The organism is Streptomyces sp. NBC_00554 (genome assembly GCF_041431135.1).
In the GTDB taxonomy this organism is placed as follows: Bacteria; Actinomycetota; Actinomycetes; order Streptomycetales; family Streptomycetaceae; genus Streptomyces.
In genome coordinates this window covers 2,784,056-2,809,421 of the sequence record NZ_CP107799.1, presented here as the reverse complement: position 1 = coordinate 2,809,421, position 25,366 = coordinate 2,784,056, and the positions used below count along the sequence as shown (strand labels likewise).

The 25,366-nt window shown below is 69.8% G+C and carries 22 protein-coding genes and 3 pseudogenes; 10 read left to right on the top strand and 15 right to left on the bottom strand.

All coding sequences use genetic code 11. The features are described 5' to 3' along the window. Positions 1-64: 64 nt before the first annotated feature. The 7 genes from OG266_RS12115 to OG266_RS12085 form a co-directional block, all read right to left on the bottom strand. Positions 65-718: an LAETG motif-containing sortase-dependent surface protein gene (locus OG266_RS12115; protein WP_266474578.1), complete on the bottom strand. Its 654-nt coding sequence runs from the start codon at positions 716-718 to the stop codon at positions 65-67. Positions 719-905: 187 nt separating this feature from the next. Next, positions 906-2,021 (bottom strand): LOG family protein, encoded by a 1,116-nt coding sequence (locus OG266_RS12110; RefSeq protein ID WP_371545438.1) that lies wholly within the window; start codon positions 2,019-2,021, stop codon positions 906-908. Between the two features lie 81 nt (positions 2,022-2,102). Next, on the bottom strand, positions 2,103-2,510 hold the full coding sequence (locus OG266_RS12105) for a VOC family protein (protein WP_266474576.1): 408 nt from the start codon (positions 2,508-2,510) through the stop codon (positions 2,103-2,105). 132 nt (positions 2,511-2,642) lie between these two features. Continuing rightward, positions 2,643-4,196 carry a hypothetical protein gene (locus OG266_RS12100; RefSeq protein ID WP_371545435.1) on the bottom strand — a complete coding sequence of 518 codons (1,554 nt, stop codon included), beginning with the start codon at positions 4,194-4,196 and terminating at the stop codon, positions 2,643-2,645. Then, positions 4,178-4,915 (bottom strand): ABC transporter ATP-binding protein, encoded by a 738-nt coding sequence (locus tag OG266_RS12095; protein ID WP_266474574.1) that lies wholly within the window; start codon positions 4,913-4,915, stop codon positions 4,178-4,180. The genes OG266_RS12100 and OG266_RS12095 overlap by 19 nt, the downstream gene beginning before the upstream one ends. 198 nt (positions 4,916-5,113) lie before the next feature. Next, entirely contained in the window at positions 5,114-6,496 is a 1,383-nt protein-coding gene (locus OG266_RS12090) for an aspartate aminotransferase family protein (protein ID WP_266474573.1), read from the bottom strand. Next, positions 6,481-6,996, bottom strand: coding sequence for an Lrp/AsnC family transcriptional regulator (locus OG266_RS12085; protein ID WP_266474572.1), 516 nt, complete (start codon positions 6,994-6,996; stop codon positions 6,481-6,483). The genes OG266_RS12090 and OG266_RS12085 overlap by 16 nt, the downstream gene beginning before the upstream one ends. 182 nt (positions 6,997-7,178) lie before the next feature. Here OG266_RS12085 and OG266_RS12080 point away from each other — a divergent pair, with 182 nt between their 5' ends. After that, positions 7,179-8,618, top strand: coding sequence for a gamma-aminobutyraldehyde dehydrogenase (locus OG266_RS12080; protein ID WP_371545431.1), 1,440 nt, complete (start codon positions 7,179-7,181; stop codon positions 8,616-8,618). Between the two features lie 113 nt (positions 8,619-8,731). Here OG266_RS12080 and OG266_RS12075 read toward each other — a convergent pair whose 3' ends face one another. After that, entirely contained in the window at positions 8,732-9,286 is a 555-nt protein-coding gene (locus tag OG266_RS12075) for a hypothetical protein (RefSeq protein WP_371545428.1), read from the bottom strand. A 124-nt stretch (positions 9,287-9,410) separates the two neighbouring features. Here OG266_RS12075 and OG266_RS12070 point away from each other — a divergent pair, with 124 nt between their 5' ends. The 4 genes and pseudogenes from OG266_RS12070 to OG266_RS12055 form a co-directional block, all read left to right on the top strand. Continuing rightward, positions 9,411-10,067, top strand: a complete 657-nt coding sequence (locus OG266_RS12070; RefSeq protein ID WP_326720405.1) for a response regulator transcription factor — start codon at positions 9,411-9,413, stop codon at positions 10,065-10,067. Between the two features lie 29 nt (positions 10,068-10,096). Next, on the top strand, positions 10,097-11,374 hold the full coding sequence (locus tag OG266_RS12065) for a sensor histidine kinase (RefSeq protein ID WP_371545425.1): 1,278 nt from the start codon (positions 10,097-10,099) through the stop codon (positions 11,372-11,374). A 246-nt stretch (positions 11,375-11,620) separates the two neighbouring features. Further along, positions 11,621-12,811: a PotD/PotF family extracellular solute-binding protein gene (locus OG266_RS12060; protein ID WP_371545422.1), complete on the top strand. Its 1,191-nt coding sequence runs from the start codon at positions 11,621-11,623 to the stop codon at positions 12,809-12,811. A gap of 125 nt (positions 12,812-12,936) precedes the next feature. Further along, a pseudogene (locus OG266_RS12055) lies at positions 12,937-13,119 on the top strand (VOC family protein); the annotation flags it as partial. Here OG266_RS12055 and OG266_RS12050 read toward each other — a convergent pair. Continuing rightward, a complete protein-coding gene (locus OG266_RS12050) occupies positions 13,071-14,018 on the bottom strand; it encodes an SDR family NAD(P)-dependent oxidoreductase (RefSeq protein ID WP_371545421.1) in 948 nt (315 codons plus the stop codon). The pseudogene OG266_RS12055 and the gene OG266_RS12050 sit on opposite strands and share 49 nt — an antisense overlap. A 109-nt stretch (positions 14,019-14,127) precedes the next feature. Here OG266_RS12050 and OG266_RS12045 point away from each other — a divergent pair, with 109 nt between their 5' ends. Together OG266_RS12045 and OG266_RS12040 are read left to right on the top strand one after the other, a co-directional pair. Continuing rightward, positions 14,128-14,793 (top strand): TetR/AcrR family transcriptional regulator, encoded by a 666-nt coding sequence (locus tag OG266_RS12045; RefSeq protein WP_371545419.1) that lies wholly within the window; start codon positions 14,128-14,130, stop codon positions 14,791-14,793. A gap of 236 nt (positions 14,794-15,029) precedes the next feature. Further along, positions 15,030-15,947 (top strand): endo-beta-N-acetylglucosaminidase H, encoded by a 918-nt coding sequence (locus OG266_RS12040; RefSeq protein WP_323178374.1) that lies wholly within the window; start codon positions 15,030-15,032, stop codon positions 15,945-15,947. 247 nt (positions 15,948-16,194) lie between these two features. On the opposite strand, the gene OG266_RS12035 is transcribed toward OG266_RS12040, so the two are convergent. From OG266_RS12035 to OG266_RS12025, 3 genes and pseudogenes are all read right to left on the bottom strand, one after another. Next, on the bottom strand, positions 16,195-16,884 hold the full coding sequence (locus tag OG266_RS12035; RefSeq protein ID WP_266474560.1) for a hypothetical protein: 690 nt from the start codon (positions 16,882-16,884) through the stop codon (positions 16,195-16,197). A gap of 199 nt (positions 16,885-17,083) precedes the next feature. Beyond that, a complete protein-coding gene (locus tag OG266_RS12030) occupies positions 17,084-17,680 on the bottom strand; it encodes a CE1759 family FMN reductase (RefSeq protein ID WP_371545415.1) in 597 nt (198 codons plus the stop codon). Then, positions 17,677-18,213: pseudogene (locus tag OG266_RS12025) on the bottom strand (LLM class flavin-dependent oxidoreductase); the annotation flags it as partial. The gene OG266_RS12030 and the pseudogene OG266_RS12025, both read right to left, overlap by 4 nt. On the opposite strand from OG266_RS12025, the pseudogene OG266_RS12020 reads away from it, so the two are divergent. Continuing rightward, positions 18,190-18,456: pseudogene (locus tag OG266_RS12020) on the top strand (alkene reductase); the annotation flags it as partial. The pseudogenes OG266_RS12025 and OG266_RS12020 overlap by 24 nt on opposite strands. 154 nt (positions 18,457-18,610) lie before the next feature. Here OG266_RS12020 and OG266_RS12015 read toward each other — a convergent pair. Beyond that, positions 18,611-19,060: a MarR family winged helix-turn-helix transcriptional regulator gene (locus tag OG266_RS12015; RefSeq protein ID WP_371545412.1), complete on the bottom strand. Its 450-nt coding sequence runs from the start codon at positions 19,058-19,060 to the stop codon at positions 18,611-18,613. A gap of 80 nt (positions 19,061-19,140) precedes the next feature. Between OG266_RS12015 and OG266_RS12010 the strand changes: the two genes are divergently transcribed. Together OG266_RS12010 and lpdA are read left to right on the top strand one after the other, a co-directional pair. Then, positions 19,141-20,208 (top strand): ABC transporter permease, encoded by a 1,068-nt coding sequence (locus tag OG266_RS12010; RefSeq protein ID WP_371545409.1) that lies wholly within the window; start codon positions 19,141-19,143, stop codon positions 20,206-20,208. Positions 20,209-20,344: 136 nt separating this feature from the next. Beyond that, positions 20,345-21,757: a dihydrolipoyl dehydrogenase gene (gene lpdA, locus OG266_RS12005; RefSeq protein WP_371552755.1), complete on the top strand. Its 1,413-nt coding sequence runs from the start codon at positions 20,345-20,347 to the stop codon at positions 21,755-21,757. 77 nt (positions 21,758-21,834) lie between these two features. On the opposite strand, the gene OG266_RS12000 is transcribed toward lpdA, so the two are convergent. After that, a complete protein-coding gene (locus OG266_RS12000) occupies positions 21,835-24,561 on the bottom strand; it encodes a hypothetical protein (protein WP_371552753.1) in 2,727 nt (908 codons plus the stop codon). Between the two features lie 281 nt (positions 24,562-24,842). Continuing rightward, positions 24,843-25,361 (bottom strand): FMN-binding protein, encoded by a 519-nt coding sequence (locus OG266_RS11995; RefSeq protein ID WP_266474551.1) that lies wholly within the window; start codon positions 25,359-25,361, stop codon positions 24,843-24,845. Positions 25,362-25,366: the final 5 nt, after the last annotated feature.

Genomic DNA, 25,366 nt, shown 5'->3' with positions numbered 1-25,366 from the left:
CCGGCACGCGTGTGGCCCGCCCCCTCCGAGAGGGGACGGGCCACACGTTCGTACGGTGTACGGATCAGGCCTTCGTGGCGCCACGGCGGCGCATACCGAAGAACACCGCTCCGCCGCCGACCAGGACGAACGCACCGGCGACGCCGGCGATCACCGGGGTGTTGGAGTTCGCACCGGTCTCGGCGAGGTTGGACTCACCGGCCGCGGGGGACGGGGCGTTGCTGCCCGTCGTCGCGGGGGTGGTGCTCTCGGCGGGCGACGGGGTCGCCGAGTCCGAGGGCTCGTCGGACGGGGAAGGCGTGTCCGACGGCTCCGGGGTCTCCGAGGCCGGAGGAGTCTCCGTGGTCGTGCAGGCCTCGGCCGGCGCGACCAGGTTCGGCTCGATGTCCTCGTCGACAGAGTTGTTCGCGGCCTTGATGTGGACGCGGTACTCGGCCTTGGGGAGCCAGTCCTCCGAGAACGAGACGGTGGCGCCCTCGCGGGTGCCGACCACCGTCTCCTCGCCGACGAGCTTCGCGTCGGCGCCGTTCGACTCGAGGTAGACCGACACGGTGGCCTTGACGCCCGAGGGGTCCACGTCGGTGACGGTGATGATGCCCTTCCCGTTGTCGTCGCACTCGGCGACGGCGGAGAAGTCCTTAATGTTGCAGGCCATTGCGTTGCCGGCGACACCGAGCGCGAGCGCGGCCGTCGCTGAAGCAACACCGAGGATTCGCACAGAACGTGCGGTACGGCGAGATATGGACACGATTGCCCTTCACGGGATGCGCAACTGCGGGGGGTTAGAGGGGCGTTCTGTTGTTCTGCTGCGACAACTTCGCCCCCAGTAGCCTCACTGGTTTATAAGCGCCAGCTAAGTGCTGTCAATGCATATGCCCTGCCAAGGCGTTGCCTTTACCTTGTCGTTAACCGCCGAGACGTTTGAGGGCGTCCGGAGCCTCCTCGATACGGTCAACAAGGGCGATTCGGGACTCCATCGCGCGCTCGCGGGCGAGCGACTGGAGGAGGGGCCAGGTGGGGTGCTTTTCGGTCCAGTGGGCGCGGTCCACGAGCACCATGGGGGTCGGCTCGCCCCGGGACTCGTAGTAGTTCGGGGTCGCGTTGTCGAAGATCTCCTGTACGGTCCCGGCGGCGCCCGGCAGGAAGACCACGCCCGCGTTCGAGCGGGCCAGCAGGCCGTCCTCGCGGGTCGCGTTGGCGAAGTACTTGGCGATGTGTGCGGCGAAGGCGTTCGGCGGCTCATGGCCGTAGAACCAGGTGGGGATGCCGACCGAGGGGCCACCGGAGGGCCAGCGCTCGCGTACGTCGAAGGCGGCGCGCGCCCAGTCGGTGATCGAGGGGGTGAACGACGGGGCCCGCGCGAGGAGTTCGAGTGCCTCGGCGAGCATCTCGTCGTCGAAGGGCGCCGCGTACGCGCCCAGGTTCGCCGCCTCCATCGCGCCGGGGCCGCCGCCGGTGGCGACCGTGTAACCGGCGCGCGCCAGCTCACGGCCGAGGCGAGCCGCCCCCTCGTACGCCTGGGTGCCGCGCGCCATCGCATGGCCGCCCATCACGCCCACCACCCGCGCGCCGACGAGGAGTTCGTCGAGCGCGTCCGAGACCGAGTCGTCGTGGATCGAGCGCAGCATCGACGCGAATATGTCGCCGTCGGCCTTGGTCTGCTGGAACCAGGCGTACGCGCGGGCGTCCGGCGTCTCCTCGTAGCCCGCCTCGAGCCTCTCGAAGAGCTCGTCGGGGGAGTGGAGCAGGCCCCGGTACGGGTCGAAGGGCAGCCCCGGGACGGGCGGGAAGACCAGCGCGCCCGCGGCGCGCACCTTCGCCGCCGCGTCGGGGTCCATCGCGCAGCCGAGGAAGACGGCGCCCGCGGTGTCCAAGGACAGCAGCTCCGTCGTACGGTCCGTCAGATCGATTGCCTGGACACGGAACTGGGCGAGCGAACCGTGCTTCGAGACGATCTCGTCGAACTCGGCGAGGGACTCGATCTCACGGTCGTGGGAAGCGTGGAAGGGGGTCGGCTGCACGCCGCCATGTTAGGCATCGCCCCGTCGCCGGGCACGCAGACCCCCGTGCTGCGTGCCGGACCTGGTACGACGTGACGAGGTTCAGCCCTGGACCGCCGCCGGGTCCATCCACATGACCTCCCAGGTGTGGCCGTCCGGGTCGTCGAAGGCGCGGCCGTACATGAAGCCGTGGTCCTGGGTCTCGCCCGAGGCCGAGCCGCCCGCCGCGATCGCGCCGTCGACGAGCTCGTCGACCTTCTCGCGGCTCTCGGCGCTCAGACACAGCAGTACCTCGCTGGTCTTGGTGGAGTCCGCGATCTGCTTCTTCGTGAAGTCGGCGTAGCGCTGCTTGCTCAGCATCATCGCGACGATCGTGTCGCTGATCACCACGCAGGCGCAGTCGTCGGTCGAGAACTGCGGGTTGATCGTGTAGCCGATCTCCGTGAAGAACTTCTTCGAGGTGTCGACGTCGTTCACGGCGAGGTTCACGAAGATCATCTGCTGGTACATGTCCAGGTCTCCCATCGGTGCGGTACGGCGCTGCGGTGTCGTTCGCAGGGATAGACCGGGGGTCCGCGCGGAACTCATCGCTCGGCGCGAAGTTTTTCTCCGCGGCCGGTCGGTGGACCGGCCCGCGGACGTTCAGCGGACCAGGGGAAGCGCGGCGAGTTCGGTGACCGCCCAGGTCAACGGGCCGAACGCGGCGAGCAGCGCGCCGACGCGCAGGGCCGCGGCGCTCCGGAGCATGGTGGCGGGCGCCCCCATCCGCAGCAGCGCCGCCGTGGTGTCCGCGCGCGCCTGTCTGGCCTCGACGGCGGCCGTCGCCAGGGTCAGGACGGTGCACCCCGCGACCACCAGCACGCCGAGGGTGGTCAGCGGTCCGAAGTCGGGGCGCGCGCCCGTGTACAGCGTCGCCATGGCGTACCCGCCCGACGCCACCGCGCACACCACGCCGAGCGGCTGCCCGATGCGCCGCGCCTCCGCCTGCAGCACACGCCCGGCGAGCAGCCGCAGCGCGCCCGGCCGTACGGCCTGGAGCAGCCGCCCGCAGGCGTACGTGATCGCCGGCCCGGCCAGCGCCAGGCCGACCGCGGTCATCGCCCAGCCGACCATCACCCCGACGGGGCCGCCCGCGAAACCGCCGGGCAGCGCGAGACCGGGGGCGGGACCCGAACGGCTCGCGTACGTCTCCACGGCGAGGCCCGCCGCGAGCACTGCGGCGCCCCAGGGGAGGCCGCCGGGGGCGGTCTGCGGGACGGGAGGGAGTTCGGGGAGGGACAGGTCGTGGGTCGCGGCGCTCTGGTGACCCAGGTGAGCGGATCGGCCGGAGCCGTGGGGCACCTCGGGTGCGTGCGGGCCGTCTCCGTCGTACGGGCTCAAGTCGCCGTTGGCGGCGGCGTCTTCGAACGCGGCCGCGACGGTCCCGGGGGCGAGAGGAGTGTCGTAGTCGCCTCCGGTGCCGGGGGCGCGGGAGCTGTCGTACGCGCCTCCGCTCGCGTGGCGTTCGTACGCCCCCGCGCCTTCCTCCGCGCTGGAGCTGTCGTGCGCGCCGGTCGCGCCCGGCGTGCGGAGCGTCGCGCGGGCGCCATCCGCGTGCCGGGGCGTGCGCCGGGCGCCGCGCGCCGGGGCGCTGCCCACCGCGCCGGCGCGCGCGGCGAGCCACGCGATCCCGCGGCCCGCGGTCGCGCCCTGCGGACGCAGTACCACCGCGCTCGCCACCGAAGCCGCCAGCGGCACCAGTGTCAGCAGGGTCAGCGCGGCCGGCAGCGGGAGGGGCCGGTCCGCGGCGAGGAACTCCGCTGCCGCGCCGTCGAAGGGCATCCCCGTCAGGTCGCCGCGCAGGTGGAGGAAGAAGAGCAGGGCGAGCATGGAGCCGAGGGTGGTGGACAGGGCCGTGGTGACCGCCGAGATGGCCATCAGGCGGCCCGGGCCGAGGCCGATCGCCGCGAGGCCCGGGCGCGGCCGGGTGCCGGGGTCGGTGCGGGCGACCGCGACCGCGAAGTACACCGTGGCGGCCACCGGAGCGACGCACCAGGTCAGGCGGAGCACCGAGGCGGCCGAGGCGTCCGGATGCGCCATCGCGTACCCCAGGGTGCACAGCAGCAGGAAGCCGGTGCCCGCCGACGCGGCGGTGACCAGGAGCCGGCGCAGCTGGACGAGGGGGTGGGCCCCGCGGGCTAGACGGAGAGCGAGCACGCGGCCCGGCCTTCCGTCTCGGTGACCGGGGGCAGATGGACGGTGTTCACGCGCCGTCCGTCGAGCAGCGAGACCGTGCGGTCGGCGAGCGCAGCGGTGTCCGCGTCGTGCGTGGCCAGGACCACCGTGATGCCGTGCGAGCGGGCCGCCGTCGTGAGCGTACGCAGCACATGGGCGCGGTCGGCGCGGTGCAGCGGGGCGGTCGGCTCGTCGGCGAAGAGCACGGTGGGCGAGGGGACGAGCGCGCGGGCGACGGCGACGCGCTGGCGCTCGGCCTGGAGCAGGGCGTGCGGGCGCTTGCGGGCGCAGCCGCCGATGTCGAGGCGTTCCAGCCACTCCAGGGCGGCGGTCTTGGCGGCCCGGCGCCCGCAGCCGCGGAGCATCAGGGGCAGCGCGGCGTTCTCCCAGGCGTTCAGCTCGGGGACGAGGACCGGCGCCGGGTCGATCCAGCCGAAGCGGTCGCGGCGCAGCCGTTCGCGGGTGAGCGGGCCCATGGTGTGCACGGGGGTGCTGTTGAACCAGACCTCGCCCTGTTCCGGCAGCAGCTGGCCCGACAGGCACCGCAGCAAGGTCGTCTTGCCGCTGCCGCGCGGGCCGCCGACGGCGAGGATCTCGCCCTCCCGGACGCCGAGCGAGACACCGCTGAGCGCGGGCGAGCCGTTGTGCTTGACGTGCAGGGCGCGTGCCCAGAGCACGTCGTTGTCCGGCGGGGCCACCATCGCGTACACCTCGGTTCAGATCTGATTTGCGCTGCCTAGTCCCCCGGACGGGGGAACGAAGGCAGGGCCGATCGGTCACTGGGCACGCTAGGTATTCGGCGGCGGGAGGCCGGACAGCACACGGCCCCGGGCCGCCGTTTCTCACTCGAACGGACGGCACCGGGGCCGAAGTTGATCAGCTGATCAGTTGTGCGGCGTTTACAGCTTGGTCCACGCCTCCGTCAGCACCTGACGGATGATCCCCTCGATCTCGTCGAAGGTCGACTGGTCGGAGATCAGCGGCGGCGACAGCTGGATGACCGGGTCACCGCGGTCGTCCGCGCGGCAGTAGAGGCCGTACTCGAAGAGCTTCTTGGAGACGAAGCCGTAGAGCACGCGCTCCGACTCCTCGTCGGTGAAGGTCTCCTTGGTGGCCTTGTCCTTCACGAGCTCGATGCCGTAGAAGAAGCCGTTGCCGCGGACATCGCCGACGATCGGCAGGTCGTGCAGCTTCTGCAGGGTCTGCAGGAAGTTCGCCTCGTTGTCCAGCACGTGCTGGTTGAGGCCCTCGCGCTCGAAGATGTCGAGGTTGGTGAGTGCCACGGCCGCGGAGACCGGGTGGCCGCCGAAGGTGTAGCCGTGCAGGAAGGTGTTGTCGCCCTTGTAGAACGGCTCGGCGATGCGGTCCGAGACGATGGTGGCACCGATCGGGGAGTAGCCCGAGGTCATGCCCTTGGCGCAGGTGATGATGTCCGGGATGTAGTCGAACTTGTCGCAGGCGAACATCGTGCCGAGGCGGCCGAAGGCGCAGATGACCTCGTCGGAGACGAGCAGTACGTCGTACTTGTCGCAGATCTCGCGCACGCGCTGGAAGTAGCCGGGGGGCGGCGGGAAGCAGCCGCCCGCGTTCTGCACCGGCTCGAGGAAGACCGCGGCGACGGTCTCCGGGCCCTCGAAGAGGATCTCCTGCTCGATCTGGTCGGCGGCCCAGCGGCCGAAGGCGACCGGGTCGTCGCCGTGGATCGAGGCGCGGTAGATGTTGGTGTTCGGCACCTTGTGCGCGCCCGGGACGAGCGGCTCGAAGGGGGCCTTCAGGGCCGGCAGACCGGTGATGGACAGGGCGCCCTGCGGGGTGCCGTGGTAGGCGACCGCGCGCGAGATGACCTTGTACTTCGTGTGGTTGCCGGTGAGCTTGTGGTACTGCTTCGCCAGCTTCCACGCGGTCTCGACGGCCTCGCCGCCGCCCGTGGAGAAGAACACCTTGTTCAGGTCGCCCGGCGCGTAGTGCGCGAGGCGCTCGGCGAGCTCGACGGCCTTGGGGTGGGCGTAGGACCAGATCGGGAAGAAGGCCAGCTGCTGCGCCTGCTTGAACGCCGTCTCCGCGAGTTCCGTGCGGCCGTGGCCCGCCTGGACCACGAACAGGCCCGCGAGACCGTCGAGGTAGCGCTTGCCCTTGTCGTCGTAGATGTAGGTGCCCTCACCACGCACGATGGTGGGAACGGGCGCGTTCTCGTACGAGGACATGCGGGTGAAGTGCATCCACAGGTGGTCGTACGCGGTCTTGCTGAGGTCCTTGGTGCTCACGGCTATCGGGTTCCCCACATGTAGGTCTGTTTCTTGAGCTTCAGGTAGACGAAGCTCTCGGTGGAGCGCACGCCGGGTAGGGCCCGGATGCGTTTGTTGATGACTTCCAGCAGGTGGTCGTCGTCCTCGCAGACGACTTCTACGAGGAGGTCGAACGAGCCCGCGGTCATCACCACGTACTCGACTTCCGGCATCGCGGTCAGGGCGTCGGCCACAGGCTCCAGATCACCCTCCACGTTGATGCCCACCATCGCCTGCCTGCGGAAACCCACGGTGAGCGGGTCCGTGACGGCGACGATCTGCATCACGCCCTGGTCGAGGAGCTTCTGAACGCGCTGGCGCACGGCCGCCTCGGAGAGGCCGACGGCCTTGCCGATAGCGGCGTACGGGCGGCGTCCGTCCTGCTGGAGCTGCTCGATGATGGCGAGGGAGACGGTGTCCAACGAGGGACTGCCGTTCCTGGACTCGCGGGAGTCCCTGGGGTCTGCGCTTCGACTGGCCACGGCTTCACTGTGCACGACGTCTCGACAGTTCCGCAAGGCCGCTGCGATGAAATTCGTTGTTTACGGGTACGTGTCTTGCGGATTTCGCAGTTCTGGCGGCGTCAGGGGTGTTGAAAACGTGGGTGCACGGATTAGTGTGGGTGTCTCAGCGAATGGACACCTGAAGCCGATGAACATCTGAACTTGGAGGGCCGGCAGTGAGCACCGAGCTGCGTCGTCTGCGCAACTACATCGATGGTGAGTTCCGGGACGCCGCCGACGGGCGGACCACCGAGGTCGTCAACCCCGTGACCGGTGAGGCGTACGCGACGGCGCCGCTGTCCGGTCAGGCGGACGTGGACGCCGCGATGGCGGCCGCCGCCGCGGCCTTCCCGGCCTGGCGCGACCAGACCCCCTCCGAGCGTCAGCGGGCGCTCCTCAAGATCGCGGACGCGTTCGAGGAGCGGGCCGAGGAGCTGATCGCGGCCGAGGTGGAGAACACCGGCAAGCCGATCGGGCTCACCCGGTCCGAGGAAATCCCGCCGATGGTCGACCAGATCCGCTTCTTCGCGGGCGCCGCCCGGATGCTGGAGGGGCGCAGCGCCGGCGAGTACATGGAGGGTCTGACCTCCATCGTGCGCCGCGAGCCCATCGGTGTCTGCGCGCAGGTCGCGCCGTGGAACTACCCGATGATGATGGCGGTGTGGAAGTTCGCCCCCGCGCTCGCGGCCGGCAACACCGTTGTGCTGAAGCCGTCGGACACGACGCCCGCCTCCACCGTCCTGATCGCCGAGATCATCGGCTCCATCGTCCCCAAGGGCGTCTTCAACGTCATCTGCGGGGACCGTGACACCGGCCGCGCGATGGTCGAGCACCCGACTCCGGCGATGGCCTCCATCACCGGTTCCGTGCGGGCCGGCATCTCGGTCGCCGAATCGGCGTCCAAGGATGTCAAGCGGGTCCACCTGGAACTGGGCGGCAAGGCGCCGGTCGTCGTCTTCGAGGACACCGACATCGCCAAGGCCGTCGAGGACATCTCGGTCGCGGGCTTCTTCAACGCGGGCCAGGACTGTACGGCCGCCACCCGCGTGCTCGTCCAGGAGGGCATCCACGACGAGTTCGTGGCCGCGCTCGCCAAGGCAGCCGCCGACACGAAGACCGGGCAGCCGGACGACGAGGACGTGCTGTACGGCCCGCTGAACAACCCGAACCAGCTCAAGCAGGTCTCCGGGTTCATCGAGCGGCTTCCCGCCCACGCCAAGGTCGAGGCGGGCGGCCACCGGGTCGGCGAGGTCGGCTACTTCTACGCGCCGACCGTCGTGTCGGGCCTGAAGCAGGACGACGAGATCATCCAGAACGAGGTCTTCGGCCCGGTCATCACCGTCCAGTCCTTCACGGACGAGGCGCAGGCCATCGAGTGGGCCAACGGCGTGGACTACGCCCTCGCCTCCTCGGTGTGGACCAAGGACCACTCGCGCGCGATGCGCCTGTCGAAGTTCCTCGACTTCGGCTGCGTGTGGATCAACACCCACATCCCGCTGGTCGCCGAGATGCCGCACGGCGGCTTCAAGAAGTCCGGCTATGGCAAGGACCTTTCGGCGTACGGGTTCGACGACTACACGCGTATCAAGCACGTGATGACGTCGCTGGACGCGTAGCCCGTTGGGCGTTCGTACGGCGTAACCGGTACGGCGTCCATACGGCATGAAACGCGCGGCCCCGGACGGGAGTTGATCCCGTCCGGGGCCGCGGTTTTCCCCCTCCGCGATGGTCAGGCGGTCTGCGCGCCGGTGAGGCTCTCGGGTTCCGTGTGCAGGGAGGGGCCCTCGCTAGGGGCGCCGCCCTCGACCTTGCCCGGCTTCCCGGGCAGCGGCGGCAGGGCCGGTGCGTCGGTGAAGGACAGGCCGGCCTTCTTCAGGATCGGTGCGCAGGCCTTGAGGGCGTCCTCGTAGGCGTCCGAGGTCGGGTCGAAGCCCTTGCCGGCGAGCATCCTCACGTTCAGGCGGACTTTGCCCCGCTCGTCCTTGGACGCGTGGAAGTCCGGGAAGTACTTCTGTCCCTGTTCCTTCATGCACGCGGCGAACTTCGGGTTGGCGTCGTTGACGTCGTCGGGTGCGTTCCCGGTTGGTGTGTAGGCCACGCCGAGGCCGACTCCCTCGGGAGCGGCGCCGGGCTTGACGTGCTTCGCGTGCCCGGGGGTGGTCTGTGTCTGATGGGGGCCGGTCGCCGTGGCCGCCGACGCGGTGACGGTGCCGAGTGCGGCGGCGGACAGCAGGGCGCAGGCGACGAAGGCGTATCGGTGCCGGATGGGCAGCAGGGTGCGCATGGAGGTGTCGGTCCTTCCGGTGGACGGCTGATGCGGTCTGAACTCAGCTCACCGCAGCGGCGGTTACGGCACGGGAACGGCCGGGCTTATCGCCCTGTAACCGGCCGACGGCCACACTGACCGCATGCGTGTGCTGGTGGTCGAGGACCACGAAGAACTCGCCGAGACCGTCGCCGGGGGCCTGCGCCGCGAGGGGATGGCGGTCGACCTCGCGTTCGACGGTCCTACGGCGCTGGAGCGCGCCCAGGTCAACGGCTACGACGTAGTCGTACTCGACCGCGATCTGCCCGGCATCCACGGCGACCAGGTGTGCCGGACGCTGGCGGAGGAGGGCAGTCGGGCGCGGGTGCTGATGCTGACGGCGGCAGGAACGGTCGCCGACCGGGTCGCGGGCCTCGGCCTCGGGGCCGACGACTACCTTCCCAAGCCGTTCGCGTTCACCGAACTCGTGGCGCGCATACGGGCGTTGGCGCGCCGTGCGCAGCCCGCGCTGCCGCCGGTCCTGGTCCGCGGTGAACTGCGGCTCGACCCGGCGCGACGGCAGGCGACCCGCGGGGGCACCGGACTCGCGCTCAGTCCGAAGGAGTTCGCCGTGCTGGAGATGCTGCTGAGCGCTCAGGGTGCCGTCGTCTCGACGGAGGAACTCCTGGAGCGGGCTTGGGACGAGGCGGCCGATCCGTTCAGCCAGACCGTGAAGGTCACGGTGAGCCGGCTGCGGCGGAAGCTGGGGGAGCCGGGGGTCATCGAGACGGTCGAGCGGGCGGGGTACCGGATCCGATGAAGGTGACTGCCGGCGGGATTCCCGACCGAGTGCGAGCGACTGTCGGCGGGATTCCCGGCCGGGTGCGTTCCGTGTTCTCCGGTGGCCTGCGCGGGCCGCGCAGCATCCGGTGGCGGCTCACCCTGCTCTACAGCGCGCTGTTCGCGGTGGCCGGCGCGGCCCTGCTGGCCTTCACCTACGTACTCGTGGCCACCACCGAGCCGTCGTTCGCGGGGAGCGCGTCCGGACAGCCGTCGCTGGACGAGGTCGGTGAGCCCGCGGGCCCCGCCGCCCCGCCGAAGGTCGCCGCGTACGTCGCGGAACGTCTCTCGCTGTTGCGTGCCGAGCAACTGCACCAGTTCCTCGTCGAGTCGGGGGTCGCGCTCGCGGTGATGACCGTGGTCTCCGTGGCCCTGGGATGGCTGATGGCCGGACGGGTGCTCGCTCCGCTCCGTACGATGACGACCGCCGCCCGCCGCATCTCGGCCGACAACCTGCACGAGCGGCTCGCCGCGCCCGGCCCCGACGACGAGCTGAAAGCCATGGCCGACACCTTCGACGCCGTACTGGGCCGTGTGGAGGGCGCGTTCGAGGCGCAGAAGCAGTTCGTCGCCAACGCCTCGCACGAGCTGCGCACTCCGCTCACCCTTCAGCAGGCGATCGTGGATGTCGCGCTCGCCGATCCGGACGCGTCCGTGGAGAGCCTGCGGGCCGCGTGTCTGCGGGTGCGGGCCGCGGGGCAGGAACAGGAGCGGCTGATCGACGCGCTACTGACGCTGGCGCGCAGTCAACGGGGGCTCCAGCGACGGGAGTTCGTGGATCTGGCGGTGATCGTCCGGGCGCGGGTACCGGAGGGCGGGCCGCGAGTGGTGGCCGAGCTCGCCCCCGCGCCCGTGCTCGGGGATCCGCAGCTGATCGAGCGCCTCGTGGTCAACCTCGCCGACAACGCCGTACGGCACAACCACCCGGAGGGCGAGGAGAGTTGGGTCCGCCTGTGGACCGGGATGGACGGCGGGCGGCCCGTCCTGCGGATCGCCAACAGTGGTCCGGTGATCCCGCCGGACCAAGTGGCCTGGCTCTTCCAGCCGTTCCGCCGCCTCGGAGCCGAGCGGGTGCGCAAGCGCGACGGCCTGGGCCTTGGCCTGTCCATCGTCGAGGCGGTCGCCATCGCGCACGGTGGCACGGTCGAGGCGTGGCCGCGCGCCGAGGGCGGGTTGAGCGTGCGGGTCGGGTTTCCGCCGAGTGTGTCCACTTGGCCACCGCCTGCGGCCGTGCCCATCGGGCCCTCGGGTCTTGCCGCGACCGCTGGGGAGCGCCGTACGGGCTGAGTGGCGCGGCGGAGGCGGCTGGGGGAGCGCCGTACGGGCTGAGCACGCGGCGGAGGCGGCTGGGAAGGCCGTACGGCCTGAGTGACGCAGCGGAGGTGGCCATGGATCGCGGGCACGGGCCGAGTGACGCAGCCGCGTCGGCTGTGCAACACCGTACGAAGTGATCGACAGGGTGTCGGGTCGGTGCGCGAGTGCTCGACGCAGCGTCCATTGTCCCGGTCGAGGCGGCGGCGGCATGCTGCTCGGGTGCCCGTGAATCGGAAGACCTCGTCCTTGTCCCGCCGGTCCCTGCTGCGTGCCGTGGGCGGTGGGGCGGCGCTGGGCGCCCTGGCGGGGTGCGGGGTGCCCGCCGCGTACGTGTCGCCGGGTGACCGGGCCGGTGCCGACCTCTCCGCCAGCGACAAGCGGCTGACCTGGGCGAACTGGCCGCTCTACATCGACACCGACGACGAGGACACCACCAAGCGGCCCACGCTGGACGCCTTCGAGAAGAGCACCGGGATCTCGGTCGACTACATCGAGGAGATCAACGACAACGACGAGTTCTTCGGCAAGATCAGCCCGTCGCTGATGAACCACCAGCAGACCGGCCGCGACCTGATCGTCATCAGTGACTGGATGTGCGCGCGGTTCGTCCGCCTCGGCTGGGTCCAGGAGATGGACCGGGCCAAGCAGCCGAACGTCACCAAGTACCTTGACCCGCTGCTGCGTTCGCCCGCCTTCGACCCCGGGCGCAAGTCCAGCGTGCCGTGGCAGTCGGGGATCACCGGCATCGCGTACAACCGCCGCAAGGTCGGCCGCGAGATCAGCCACGTCTCCGACCTGTGGGCGGACGACCTCAAGGGCCGGGTCACGCTGCTCTCCGGCTTGGACGAGGCGTTCGCGCTGCTGATGCAGGGCAACGGCGTCGACATCACCAAGTGGACGGCGGACGACTTCCACGAGGTCTGCGACCAGGTCGAGAAGTACGTGCACAGCGGCCAGATCCGCCGCTTCACCGGCAACGACTACATCAAGGACCTCTCCAGCGGCGACGTCCTGGCCTGCCAGGCTTACTCCGGCGACGTGATCCAGCTCCAGGCCGACGACCCCGACATCCGCTTCGTCGTCCCCGAAGAGGGCGCCGAGCTGTGGGCCGAGTCCCTGATGATCCCCAACCTGGCCCGCCACAAGGCCAACGCGGAGAAGCTCGTCGACTACTACTACCAGCCGGAGGTGGCCGCCGAACTGGCCGCCTGGGTCAATTACGTCTGCCCCGTCCCCGCCGCCCAGGACATCCTCGCCTCCTCCAAGGACGAGGACACCGCCGCCCTCGCCGAGGACCCGCTGATCTTCCCGGACACCGCGATGCGCAAGCGGCTCGCGATCGCCCGCGACATCAAGTCCACGGAACGTACGGAGTTCGCGAAGCGGTGGAACGCGATCGCGGGGTTGTAGCGGGGGCGGGCTCGCCTTGTGACGAGGATTTTTAGTTGGCACAAAAGAGGGATAGCCGGCACCAAGATCGCTGCTGCTTCTCAGAGGTGACGGCGCATCACCTCAATGCAGGCTGCTCGGGCGGCCCCGAGGGCGTACGTCCTGGGATCTTCTTTCAGCAGGTATCCGAGGGCAGGACTGCCAACAATCGCCTGCGCCTGGACGTACGCGCCGCACCCGGCCTGCGCCGCGACGAGCCAGCGCCTCCTGCCGGCGCAAGCTACATCGTGGTGGCCGATCCGGAGGGAACCGAGTTCTGCTCGGACTGAACGATGGGGAACTTCACCCCGGTGAGGTCTTCGGAGACGGCCCACAGCCGCTGCTGGACGGCTGCCTCGTACGACTGCGGGCTGGAGGTGACCAGCCGGGGGTGGCCCTTGATCTCGTTGCGTCCGCCGGGGCCGTAGTACTGGCCGCCGAGCGCGGCGGGGTCGGTGGCGGCGCGCAGGGTCGGCAGCGCGCCCATCGCCGGCGTCTGGGTGATCAGCGGCGCGAGCCAGGTGAGCGGAAGCCGGAGGGCCGCGGGGGTGTTGCGGGCGAGCTCGGTGCTGGAGATGCCGGGGTGCGCGGCCAACGCGACGGTGGTGCCGTGCGTGGCGAGCCGGCGCTGCAGCTCGTACGTGAACATCAGGTTGGCCAGCTTGGACTGACCATAGGCGGCGACCCGGCTGTACGACCGCTCCCACTGCAGGTCGTCGAAGTGGATCGCGGCCCGGATGCGGTGGCCGGTGCTGCTGACCGTCACCACGCGCGAGCCGGGCACCGACAGCATCAGGTCCAGCAGCAGCCCGGTGAGCGCGAAGTGGCCGAGGTGGTTGGTGCCGAACTGCATCTCGAAGCCGTCCCGGGTGGTCTGCTTCGGGGTGTACATCACGCCGGCGTTGTTGATCAGCAGGTCGATCCGGTCGAGCCGGGATCGCAGCGCCGCCGCCGCGGTCCGGACGGAGTCGAGCGAGGTCAGGTCCAGCGCCTGCACGGTCACGTCGCCGGTCATGCGGGCCGCGGCCTGCTCGCCCTTCTCGACGTTGCGCACGGCGAGCACCACGGACGCCCCGCGCTCGGCGAGCGCCTTGGCGGTCTCGTACCCCAGTCCGGTGTTGGCCCCGGTCACCACGGCCACCCGCCCGCGCTGGTCCGGAATATTCGCCGTCGTCCACTTCTCGTTCATGTCAGGCTCCCGACTGTCTAACGTACCGAAGGTATCTTGTGTTGGCGACGTTAAAGTACTTTCGGTACGTTGTCAACGTACCGCAGGTACGTAAGTTAGGCTGGTGATCGTGACTTTCCAGCGGGCGCGAACCGAAGAGCAGCGGGAGATCCGCCGACGGGCGATCCTTGACGAGGCGTCGGCGATGCTCGACGAGATGCCCGTGGCCGCGGTCACCCTGAACGAACTCAGCCGCCGGGTAGGCCTGGCGAAGCCGAACGTGCTGCGCTACTTCGAGTCCCGCGAGGCGGTGCTGCTGGAACTGCTGGACCGCTTCCTGCAGGAGTGGCTGACGGATCTGGCGGGCGAGTTGGCCGCCGGCGTCGATGAAGATCTGCCCATGGCCGAGCGGGCGGCAGCGGTGGCCGAGGTCCTCAGCCGCTCACTCTCCGGCCGAGTGGTGCTGTGCGACCTCTTCGGCGCACAGGGCAGCGTCCTGGAACACAACGTCTCCGTCGAGGTCGTAGCACGCTACAAGCGCGCCTCCCTTGACCGCCTGACAACCATGACCGCCCTGATCCAGAAGTACCTGCCGGAGCTGGGCGAGAACGCGACACTGTTCAGCCTGCAAACCGTGGTCATGGCCGGCGCGCTGTCGGCGTACAGCACACCCCCGCCCAGCCTGCAGGCGGCCTACCAGGCCGAACCCGACCTGGCCCGCTTCCACTTCGAGCTGAAGGACTCCTTGAAGCTGGCCCTGACCGCAACCCTCCTGGGCGTGCTACCCCGCCGCTGACCACTTGCTCCAGTGCTGCGGATCCGCGGCGTGCATGCCTGGTTCGTCCGCGCCGGCGTAGCGTTCCAGTAACTCCCTTGCCCGGATTCAGAGTTGCGGCGCGACGTACTTGGGAGTCGTGAAGAGTTCTCGCATGGTTCTGGGGATTCGGTCACGGGAACGGAAAGATCGGGGGGCTCACACGGTGCTCGCGAACAGGTCGGGCGCCGCTCCATGCGATGGGAGACCGATCGACGATGTTCACTCCGATACGGAGCAGAGTACGGACGGCCGCGCTCGCGCTCTCGGCCGTCATGGCCCTCGCCTTCGGCGCGACCGCCACGACCGGCGCGGCAGCGGCACCCGCTGCCGCGAAACAAGGACCGACCTCGGTGGCGTACGTCGAGGTGAACAACAACAGCATGCTGAACGTCGGCAAGTACACCCTCAGCAACGGCGGCGGCAACGTCTTCGACGTCGCCGTGATCTTCGCCGCGAACATCAACTACAACACGAGCACGAAGGCCGCGACCCTGTACTTCAACGAGAACGTGCAACGCGTCCTCGACAACGCCGCCACGCAGATACGGCCGTTGCAGCAGAAGGGCATCAAGGTCGTCCTCTCGGTGCTCGGCAACCACCAGGGCGCGGGCTTCGCCAACTTCCCGTCCCAGCAAGCGGCTTCGACGTTCGCGAAACAACTGTCGGACACCGTGGCCAAGTACGGCCTCGACGGCATCGACTTCGACGACGAGTACGCCGAGTACGGCAACAACGGCACCGGCCAGCCCAACGCCAGCTCGTTCGTGTACCTGGTGTCGGCACTGCGCGCCAACATGCCGGGCAAGATCATCAGCCTCTACAACATCGGACCCTCCGCGTCGCGCCTGTCCTACGGCGGCGTCGACATCACGTCCAAGTTCGACTACGCCTGGAACCCGTACTACGGCACCTGGCAGGTCCCCGGCATCGCACTGCCCAAGTCGAAGCTGTCGCCGGCGGCCGTCCAGATCGGCGGGACCTCGCAGAGCACGGCCGCCAGCCTCGCCCGCCGCACGGTCAGTGAGGGGTACGGCGTCTATCTGACGTACAACCTCGACGGCGCCAATCGCAGCGCTGATGTCTCCGCGTTCACCAGGGAGCTGTACGGCAGTGACGCCCGCTATACGCCGTAGGCCGGCCGCGCTCCCCGGCGTCCGGTGCCCCCTCGGGGCTTGCTGCATCCCGTAGCACCGCGCCGCGTGCAGGCCACGCTTTCGACAACGATGTCGGAGGCGTGGCCTGCACAGGTGCCGTGACCTGCGCTGTACCAAAGTGCCAACTATCTCTCTGATTCTGTGCTTCCGGCCGCTGAAGCCAGTTGGCATCAGCGCAGGTCACGAACATCGCCCGATGCCAACTGGCAATCTTCGTCGCACCTGTTCACAGGTCTGTGGGACGCCTTGCGCAGTAGGTCGGACCGCCCAACCCGGCGATGTCCAGGAATGATTCCTCCGACACCTGAATGTCGTCCGCACGTGGGCAGTTGCCGTACAGGTCCAGGTCGCCGACGATCTTGAGGTCGGGCAACTTCTCCCCCTCGCAGGGGACTTCCTCGTACTGGTCGACCGGGCCCTCGGTCCAAAGGCAGTCACCGACGCGGATCTCCATACCGCCTCCGCCCGCGTCGCCGGGGTGCGGGGCCTTGAGGTTGCGTACGCAGGCGTAACCCACACCGGTCACGTACTGGGCGTAGTCGCGTGAGCCGGCGAGCTCCGGTCCGCTCGCGTCGCTGATGCCCAGCACGTCGTCCGTGGGGTCGGGGCAGTCGATGTAGGTGTCCTGGGTCGTCTTCTCCTTGGCGCGCTTGATGACCTTGCCGACGGCGTCGGAGTCGTCGCAGGCCATCTCCTCGGCCCGACCCGGCGCGTTGTCCGTCACCCATCCGTAGCAGTCGCCCTTGGCCATCAGCACGGTGTCGCTGTCGCTGTACGGCGACTCGGGCGGACTGCTCGACGGGGCCCCGGTCTCGGTCTCGATCCCGGTCGCGGCCGGGGTCGACACGGCGGGCGGCGCCGACGATCCACCTGCTCCGTCGCCGCCGTCCGAGCAGCCGCCGGCGGACACCAGCACGCCCAATAAGACGGCAGCTCGTATCCCGCGCCCGTACCGCATATCAAGGCCCCCCTGCCGCCGCGTTGCGGCCAGCATGGGACGTCCACACCGGTCCCGCAAGCCCCCGCACCCCACCCCGGAACCATTCAACTCCCTTTGTGCGTAGGTGCATTGAGGTCACGGATCGCCGCCGTGTCCTGGGCCGGGGCCGACGGCATCAGACGGGTCGCAGGGCGTCCAGTTGCTGTGCGAACGGTACGACGGCGGTGTCGTCGGGCGTTCGGACGGCAGGGCCTGCCTGGTAGCGCAGCAGGCCGGCCAGTTCGCCGGCCGCGCGGTCGATCCGGCGGGGGAGGGTGTCGGTGAGGGGGTCGCCGTTGCCGCCCCAGTCCTCGGAGGCCGCGTACACCGCTGTGGGTACGACGACCGCGCGCAGGTAGGCGAGGAGCGGACGCAGTGCGTGCTCGAGGGCGAGCGAGTGGCGGGCCGTGCCGCCGGTGGCCGCGGCCAGGACGGGCTTGCCCGTGAGGGCGTCGTTGTCGATGACGTCGAAGAACGACTTGAAGAGTCCGCTGTACGAGGCCGAGAAGACCGGCGTCACGGCGATCAGACCGTCCGCCGAGGCGACCCCCTCGATGGCTGCCGCCAGGGCGGCCGAGGGGAAGCCGGTGACCAGGTTGTTGGCGATGTCGGCTGCCAGGTCGCGCAGTTCGACGATCTGGACCTCGACGTCCCGCCCCGCGTCGGCCAGTTGCCCGCGAGTGGCCTCGGTGAGGCGGTCGAGGCGCAGTGGCTGAACCGTGTCCGCGTTCACTTCGCCGTCTCCTCGGAGCGCGCGGCGAGCAGGGACGCGTGGGTGGGGGCCTCCGCGACATCGCTGGGGCGTACAGAGGCGAACTCCTTGCGCAGCGTGGGGAGGACCTCCTCGCCGAGCAGGTCGAGCTGTTCGAGGACGGTCTTCAACGGCAGCCCTGCCATGTCGATGTTGAACAACTGGCGCTGGTAGTCGCCGAAGTGCTCGCGGAAGGACAGCGTCTTGTCGATGACCTCCTGCGGGCTGCCGACGGTGAGAGAGGTCTGCGCCATGTACTGCTCCATCGACGGGCCGCCGCCGTAGACGGGGGAGTTGTCGAAGTAGGGGCGGTACTCGCGCACCGCGTCCTGGGAGTTCTTGCGCACGAAGACATGGCCGCCCGCTCCGACTATGGCCTGCGCCTGGGTGCCGTGGCCGTAGTGGGCGTAGCGCTCGCGGTAGAGGTTGATCAGCTCGGTGAAGTGGTTCATGGGCCCGAAGAGGTTGTTCACGAAGAAGCCGTCGCCGTAGTACGCGGCCTGACCCTCCAGCTGCGCAAGCAGTGGCAGGGTGCGTTCATCCTGAACCCCTTCACCCACCCGAACCCCACCGGCCTGGACGCGCTGAGCCTGGTCGAGGACGGCATCACTGACGCGGTGGCGTTCGGCGCGCTCTTCATCGCCAACCCGGACCTGCCGCAGCGGCTCCAGCAGGGCGGCCCGTTCGCCAAGCCCGACCCCGCGACCTTCTACGGCGGCGACGAGCGCGGTTACACCGACTACCCGACTCTGGGCTAGCCGGTCGCGCACCGGGCCGGGAGTGCGATCCGGGCCGTTCGGTGCCATGACCTGAAGGCTTCGAGGCGGTACGGCCAGGATGTTGCCGTACCGCCTCGGGCCGCCGTACGGGGCGGGCCGGGAGGCTGCCCTTGTCCTCAGGTCCGCAGACACCTCATGGCGTGTTGTCGTCCAGGGCTGAGGGATTCAGCGACGCCAGCAGCTTCAGCAGTACTGAGTGCGCCAACTCCTGCTCCGTCGGCGTCAGCACCTGAAGGGCTTCGGCGTGGGTGGCGCCCACCGCTTCTCCGGCCTCCGCCGCGAGCCGCTGTCCGGCCTCCGTGGCGTGCAGTCGCTGCGTGCGTCTGTCGCCGGGGGCGGTCCGGCGCTCGAGCAGCCCCCGCTCGACCAGTCCGTTGACCGCGGTTCCCATGGACTGCGGGGTGATCGCCGCCCTGCGTGCCGCGGTCGCACTGGAGACACCCGGATCGAGGATGGCCTGCATCAGGGCGCTGTTCTGGGCGAGGGTCAGCTGGAACGGGCGCAGGGTGCGCTCGATCCGGGCCGCCATGATCTGGCCGATCTGCCAGGCCACATAGCCGGTGCGCCGGTCGGGATGGTTCACGTGCTGGACCTCTTTTGTAAGGCACCTGATTATGCTGTACGAATATTATCAGTTGCCTTCTAATCTAGGAACCTGCTCCGATGTCTCAGCAAGTCGCCTCCCGGGCCGCCCGACAGCCGCACAAGCACGCCCTGGACGTGGCCCATCCGCCTCCCGGCCCCGGAAATCTGCGTGCCGTCCTGCTCCCCGTGGCGGTCGTCCTGCTGATCGGCACCGTGTTCGTCAGCGTCTACCTCGCCGCTTTCCACGCGCCGCGCCCCCATCAGCTCCACGTGGGCACGACGGAGATCGGTACGCAGCAGGAACACCTGCGCCAGGACCTCGCGCGCGTTGTCCCGGGCGGCTTCACCCTGGAGACCTACCCCGACGAATCCACCGCCCGGCAGGCCGTCCAGGACAGGTCCGTGTACGCGGCCTACCTCGGCGAGGGGAAACTGCTCTACGGCAGCGCCAACGGAGCTGCCGTCACTGCGACCGTGACCACCGCTTTCGGCTCCGCGGCTCACGCGGAGCACCATGAACTCTCGGTCGAGGACGTGGCCCCGGCCGCGGCGGGGGACACCCGGGGTCTCTCCGTCTTCTACGCCGCCTTCGGTCTGGTGCTGGCCGGATACCTCTTCGGCATGACGACGTACCAGCTCGCTCCCCGGCTCCAGTACCGCTGGCGCATGGCCAGCCTGGCCCTGTTCGGAGTCGTCGGCGGAGTCCTGGTCACCGCCATCGCCGGAAGCGTCGGCTTCGGTGCGCTGCCCGGCCCGTTCCTGCCACTCGCCGTCGTCGTCGCGCTGATGGGCGCCGCGGTCGCCGCCACGACCATGGTGCTGCTGCGGCTGTTCGGCTCCGCGGGCGTCAGTCTCGCCTCGATACTCCTGCTGATCCTCGGCAACAGCAGCAGCGGCGGGATCATGCCGGCGGCCTACCTTCCCGCCTGGCTGCGCCCACTGTCCGAGATCCTGCCCGTCGGGGTGGGCGTCCGCGCGATGCAGGGGCTGTCCCGCTTCCAGGACGACGGCTTGGTCCGCGCCCTGGTGATCCTCCCGGTGTGGGTGCTCGGCGCCGCCCTGGTGCTCTATCTGAAGGATGTGTTCCGGCGCGGGGCTCCGGCCGGGGCGCGGAAGCGGGAAGTGCCGCAACCCGCGGCGAGCTGACGAGCCGCCTTCAACGACGGTCGGCAAGATCCACAAGAAGCGGTTGCGGGAGCCCGTCCGGCGCACGGATGATCCCGTTGAGGCCGGTTAGGCGTACGTGATGCCCGAGGCCGCCCAGTTGAGAAGGGAACTCTCCATGGTCGAGCAGGACGAACGATTCGATGTCGTGGTCCTCGGAGCCGGCCCCGGCGGCTACGTCGCCGCCGTCCGCGCCGCCCAGCTGGGCAAACGTGTCGCCGTCGTCGAGGAGAAGTACTGGGGCGGTGTCTGCCTGAACGTGGGCTGCATCCCCACCAAGGCCCTGCTGCGCAACGCCGAGCTGGCGCACATCTTCACCCGCGAGGCGAAGACCTTCGGCATCAAGGTCGACGGGGAGGTCTCCTTCGACTACGGCGAGGCGTTCCGCCGTAGCCGCCGGGTCGCGGACGGCCGGGTCAAGGGCGTCCACTACCTGATGAAGAAGAACAAGATCACGGAGATCGACGGCCGCGGCACGTTCCTCGACCCGCACACGCTCCAGGTGGCCGGCTACGACGGCGAGACCCGCACGATCGGGTTCGAGCACTGCATCATCGCCACCGGCGCCACCCCGAAACTGCTGCCCGGCACCCGCCGCACCTCGCGCGTGGTGACGTACGAGGAGCAGATCCTCGCCGACGATCTGCCGCAGTCGATCGTCATCGCGGGCGCCGGCGCCATCGGCATCGAGTTCGCCTACGTACTGCACAACTACGGCGTGAAGGTCACGATCGTCGAGTTCCTGGACCGCGTCGCCCCACTGGAAGACGCCGAGGTCTCCGCCGAACTGGCCAAGCAGTACCGCAAGTTGGGCATCGACGTGCTCACCTCCACCCGCGTCGAGTCCATCGACGAGTCCGGGCCGCAGGTCCGCGTCACCGTCACCGGCAAGGACGGCACCCAGCAGGTCCTGGAGGCCGACAAGGTGCTCCAGGCGATCGGCTTCGCGCCGAACGTCACCGGATACGGCCTGGAGAAGACCGGCGTGACCGTCACCGAGCGCGGTGCGATCGACGTCGACGGCCGTTGCCGTACCTCTGTCCCGCACATCTACGCCATCGGCGACGTCACCGCCAAGCTGATGCTCGCGCACGCCGCCGAGTCGATGGGCGTGATCGCCGCCGAGACCCTCTCCGACGCGGAGACCATGGAGCTGGACTACGCGATGATTCCGCGCGCCACCTACTGCCAGCCGCAGATCGCCAGCTTCGGCTACACCGAGGCCCAGGCCCGCGAGCGGGGCTACGACGTCAAGGTGGCGAAGTTCCCGTTCACCGCGAACGGCAAGTCGCACGGCCTCGGGGACACCACCGGCTTCGTGAAGCTGATCAGCGACGCGAAGTACGGCGAGCTCATCGGCGGCCACCTCATCGGCCCCGACGTCACCGAGCTGCTGCCCGAACTGACCCTGGCCCAGCAGTGGGACCTGACCGTTCACGAGGTCGCCCGCAACGTGCACGCCCACCCGACGCTGGGCGAGGCGGTGAAGGAGGCGGTGCACGGCCTGGCCGGACACATGATCAACATGTGAGGCCGAATAGCCGAATCGCAGTCGTGAACACGTAGGGGGCATGGACCACCAGGTCCATGCCCCCTACGCACGGTGACTTACGACCCGTCCACCACCGTGCCCGTCAGCACAGGGTGGCCGGGAAGCGGCTCGAGGTCGTAGTCGGTCAGCGCGAGGCGCACCGACTCGGCCGGCTCGGTCAGCTGGTCCTTCACCGTCGGCACGATGAAGTCGACGCTGGTGGACCCGGCCGGGATGTTCATCCACGCCCACACGTTCGCCTGGGAGAGGGCGCGCTCCGGGTCGGGGAGCTCACCGGCGTAGTCCAACAGCCACTGCGGGTCCACGTCCTTGGTGGACAGCTCGGCGCCCTCGGTGACCGGAAGGATGCGGACTGGCTGCCAGATGTCCGCATCGGCGGGCTCGGACAGGGAGATCCGCCAGGTCAGCGTGTCACCCTCAACTCCTTGGTCCTTGACCGGAGTCATGGTGACCGAGGGCTCGGGGTCGTCGTTCAGGGCGGTGACCCCGCCCCGGTACGAGCCGATGACGGCGCCGCGCACTGCCTTCGCGATGACGTCGTACTGCTCGTCGTAGCCGAAGCGCGTGTCGCCCTTCACCTCCACGGGCACGTCGATGGGGGTGCTGCCGGGCCGTACCGTGACCAGCTTGTCCGTGGCCTCACCGGTGTCCGGGTCGAGGACGGAGAAGCGGACCTTGCCGCTGCCGTGCCCGGAGACCTGGACCGGGACGTGGTAGGTGATCGTGCCCGAGTCGCCCTCCTTGGCGGTGAGCCGGCCGATGTCGACGCGCGGCAGCGCCGGGGCCTTGACGGCCGGGGTGCCGGGGGCCCAGCCCCAGGCGTCCATCAGCCAGGCCTGTCCGGACGATGAACGCGGAGTCAGCTCAAGGGACTTGACGTGCTTGAGGTCGAGTCCCGCGCGGGTGGCCGCAGTCAGCGGGACACGCACCTCGCGCGCCCAGTAGGAGGCGGTGCGCACGCTGCCCGGCAGCCCGTCGACCTTGACCTGGCCGAGCTTGGCCCGGCGGCCGGAGGAGTCGGTGACGGTCACGTCCAGCTTGGTGCCGGTCGAGTTCGGCGGCACGAACACCCGCAGCGCCAGGCTCTTGGCGCCGGAGAGGGAGACCGGAGCGGGAGGGGTGACCTTGGTCGCCGCGCCCGGTGCCGACCACTTCAGCGCGACCGCGCTGCGGCCGGCCTCCTTCTCCTTCCACCACCACGCGAAGTGCGGCGACGAACCCTCGGTCTCCGGGGCCAGGCAGGCCACGGCAGGGTCGGGGTCGATCGCCGAACACAGCCTGCCGCCGGTCACCTTGACCGGGGCGTCAGGCAGGAAGCCGCCGGTGCGGCGGGCGCCGACCGCGTGGGTCAGCACGCGGGCCGGGTCGGCGGAGGGGGCGCGCCTGCCCGTGCCGTCGAGCAGCGGGCGTACCCGGTCGTCGCCGGCGATGTACAGCCGGGCCCCGGCGGCGATGTAGGTGGCGCCCGCCTGGTGCTGCTGGTCTGCGGTCAGCCGGGTGGGGGCGCCAGTGGAGCACACCGGGTCGGGCTGCTCCTCCGAGTCCTCCCAGAAGTCGTCCCAGGAGGGTGCCACGGACTGGCCGGGCGTCCACTCGCTGTTGAAGAAGTTGTGGTTGGCGCCGACCACGTAGACGGCGCTGTGCAGGGCGGTTCCCTTGCTGACCCCGCGCGTTCCGTCGACGTACACCTCGCCCTGGAGGTCGGAGACGTCACCGTCGCAGCCGGGCAGGATCGTCGTGGACGGCACGTCGGCGACCGGGTTCTGGCCGAAGATCGTCGGTCCGATGAGGACGGTCCCGCGGATCTTCCAGCGCACCGGGCCCTTGTAGCCGTCCTGCGCGGCGGGCGGCGGGTACAGGCTGTCCATGGCTGCCCGGTTGACGCCCTCGCCGCCGCGCGAGTGGCCGACGAGCAGGACGCGGGACAGGTCGGCCCTGGCCGCGTCGGGCACGGTCGCCGGGGCGGTGCCCGGGTGGGCGGCCCAGCCGGCCCACTTGGCGAGGTGCTGCCGTACCAGCGAGGAGCGTGCCTGCGCACCGGCGTCCTCGGCGTCCGCGTCCTGGCCGTTGATGCCGTTCGCCGAGATCGACACCGTCATGTAGCCCTGGGAGGCCAGCAGCTTCTGGTCCTTCAGATAGCCCTTGTGGCTGGGGATCGGCTGGGTGTCGGCAGAGCAGGGCCAGTCAATGGTTATGTCGTTCTCGGTGCCGCCCGGCTTGAAGCAGGTGGGGTGGCGGCCGTGCAGGAACAGTGCGAGGGGTCGCTTGCCGGTGGCGCCCTTGGGCGCGACGACGACGGCCTGCATCTCGACCGGCTGGGGGAAGCCGGGCAGCTTCACCGGGTCGAGGTCGTACTCACCGGTGACGGTGCCGTACGAGCCCGGCTTGCCCGGGTCCACCGAGTTCGCCGGGAGTCGGGCCGGGGGTTGCACAGCGGCCAGGGAGTTCTTCGGCTTCTTGCTCGTGCTGTCGGCTGACGCGTCCAACCGGCGTCCGCCTGCCAGGACTTGGAGGTCCTTGAGCTCAGTGGCCCGGTTGAGGGCGAGCCGGAACGTGCGGCCGTCCTTGGCCTGCTTCGGTACGCCGAGCAGCCGGCCGTCCGCGTGGAACTCGACCCGGGCGTCGCCCACGGGCACGGCCCTGTCCGACCGCCAGACCAACTCACGCGCGACGCCCTCCCCGGCGACGTGCCAGCCCGGCGGCAGCGCGCCGTCGGCGTTCGCCGTCAACGGCTTCGGCTGGGACGGCTGTTGGGCCTGGGCCAGTCCCGGTAAGCCCGCCATGGCCGCGAGCACGGCCACGGCGGTGACACCTATTCGCCGGGTTCGGTTCAAGAGGTCCCCTCCTCACACTTCGAGCACGGGCGTCCCATCGGTACCGGGAGCCCCTCACGCCTCGAAGGAAGCGAAACGGGGCCTGTGGGTTGCCTGTGCCGGGGAAGTGTGGGCGCGCGGGGCAGGGTTCGGGTCAGCGGGGACCGCCCGCGCGGGGCAGGAATCGGGCCACCGGGGATCGCCCGCGCGGGGCACGAATCGAGTCACCGGGAACCGCCTGCGCGAGGGTCTCATTCGAATCCGCCGCCACCTCCGAATCCGCCGCCGTGCCCGTGCTCCTCGGATTCGGTGGGCGCGGTGGTCGGTGCGGTGGAGCCGTCGGCGGCTGTGAAACCGGCCTTGTCGAGGGCGGATTGGAGGGAGGCGGCGTAGCTCTGGCTGGTGATGGTCGCGCCGCTGACCGAGTCGATCGCGGCGCTCTGCTTGGTCAGTGCGCTCTCCCGCAGGGTCGGCACGGCGCCGTTGCTGATCTGCACGGACTGCGGTTCATTGCCGGGGATCTGGAGCGGCTCGACGTCCGTGATCTTCCCGGCCTCGATGGTGACCCGAACCTGGGTGTTGCCGAACTGGGTGCTGATGGCGGCGCCGGTGGCGGTGGTGGTGGAGCCGCTCTTCGAGACGGTCGCGTCCTGACTCGCCGTCGACGAAGAGGATGACGCGACGGTCGGGGTGACCTCGCGGGGCTCGAACATCAGCACGCCTGTGGTGCCGATGACGGTCGTGACCAGAATGATCGGGGCGCGTCGCATGGGGT

Coding starts and splice junctions, on each gene's coding strand:
- OG266_RS12070 (WP_326720405.1), top strand. CDS start 9,411: ATGCGTGTGCTGGTGGTCGAGGACCACGAAGAACTCGCCGAGACCGTC.
- OG266_RS12095 (WP_266474574.1), bottom strand. CDS start 4,915: ATGGTGGCCCCGCCGGACAACGACGTGCTCTGGGCACGCGCCCTGCAC.
- OG266_RS12050 (WP_371545421.1), bottom strand. CDS start 14,018: ATGAACGAGAAGTGGACGACGGCGAATATTCCGGACCAGCGCGGGCGG.
- OG266_RS12000 (WP_371552753.1), bottom strand. CDS start 24,561: ATGGCGGGCTTACCGGGACTGGCCCAGGCCCAACAGCCGTCCCAGCCG.
- OG266_RS12105 (WP_266474576.1), bottom strand. CDS start 2,510: ATGTACCAGCAGATGATCTTCGTGAACCTCGCCGTGAACGACGTCGAC.
- lpdA (WP_371552755.1), top strand. CDS start 20,345: ATGGTCGAGCAGGACGAACGATTCGATGTCGTGGTCCTCGGAGCCGGC.
- OG266_RS11995 (WP_266474551.1), bottom strand. CDS start 25,361: ATGCGACGCGCCCCGATCATTCTGGTCACGACCGTCATCGGCACCACA.
- OG266_RS12040 (WP_323178374.1), top strand. CDS start 15,030: ATGTTCACTCCGATACGGAGCAGAGTACGGACGGCCGCGCTCGCGCTC.
- OG266_RS12075 (WP_371545428.1), bottom strand. CDS start 9,286: ATGCGCACCCTGCTGCCCATCCGGCACCGATACGCCTTCGTCGCCTGC.
- OG266_RS12010 (WP_371545409.1), top strand. CDS start 19,141: ATGTCTCAGCAAGTCGCCTCCCGGGCCGCCCGACAGCCGCACAAGCAC.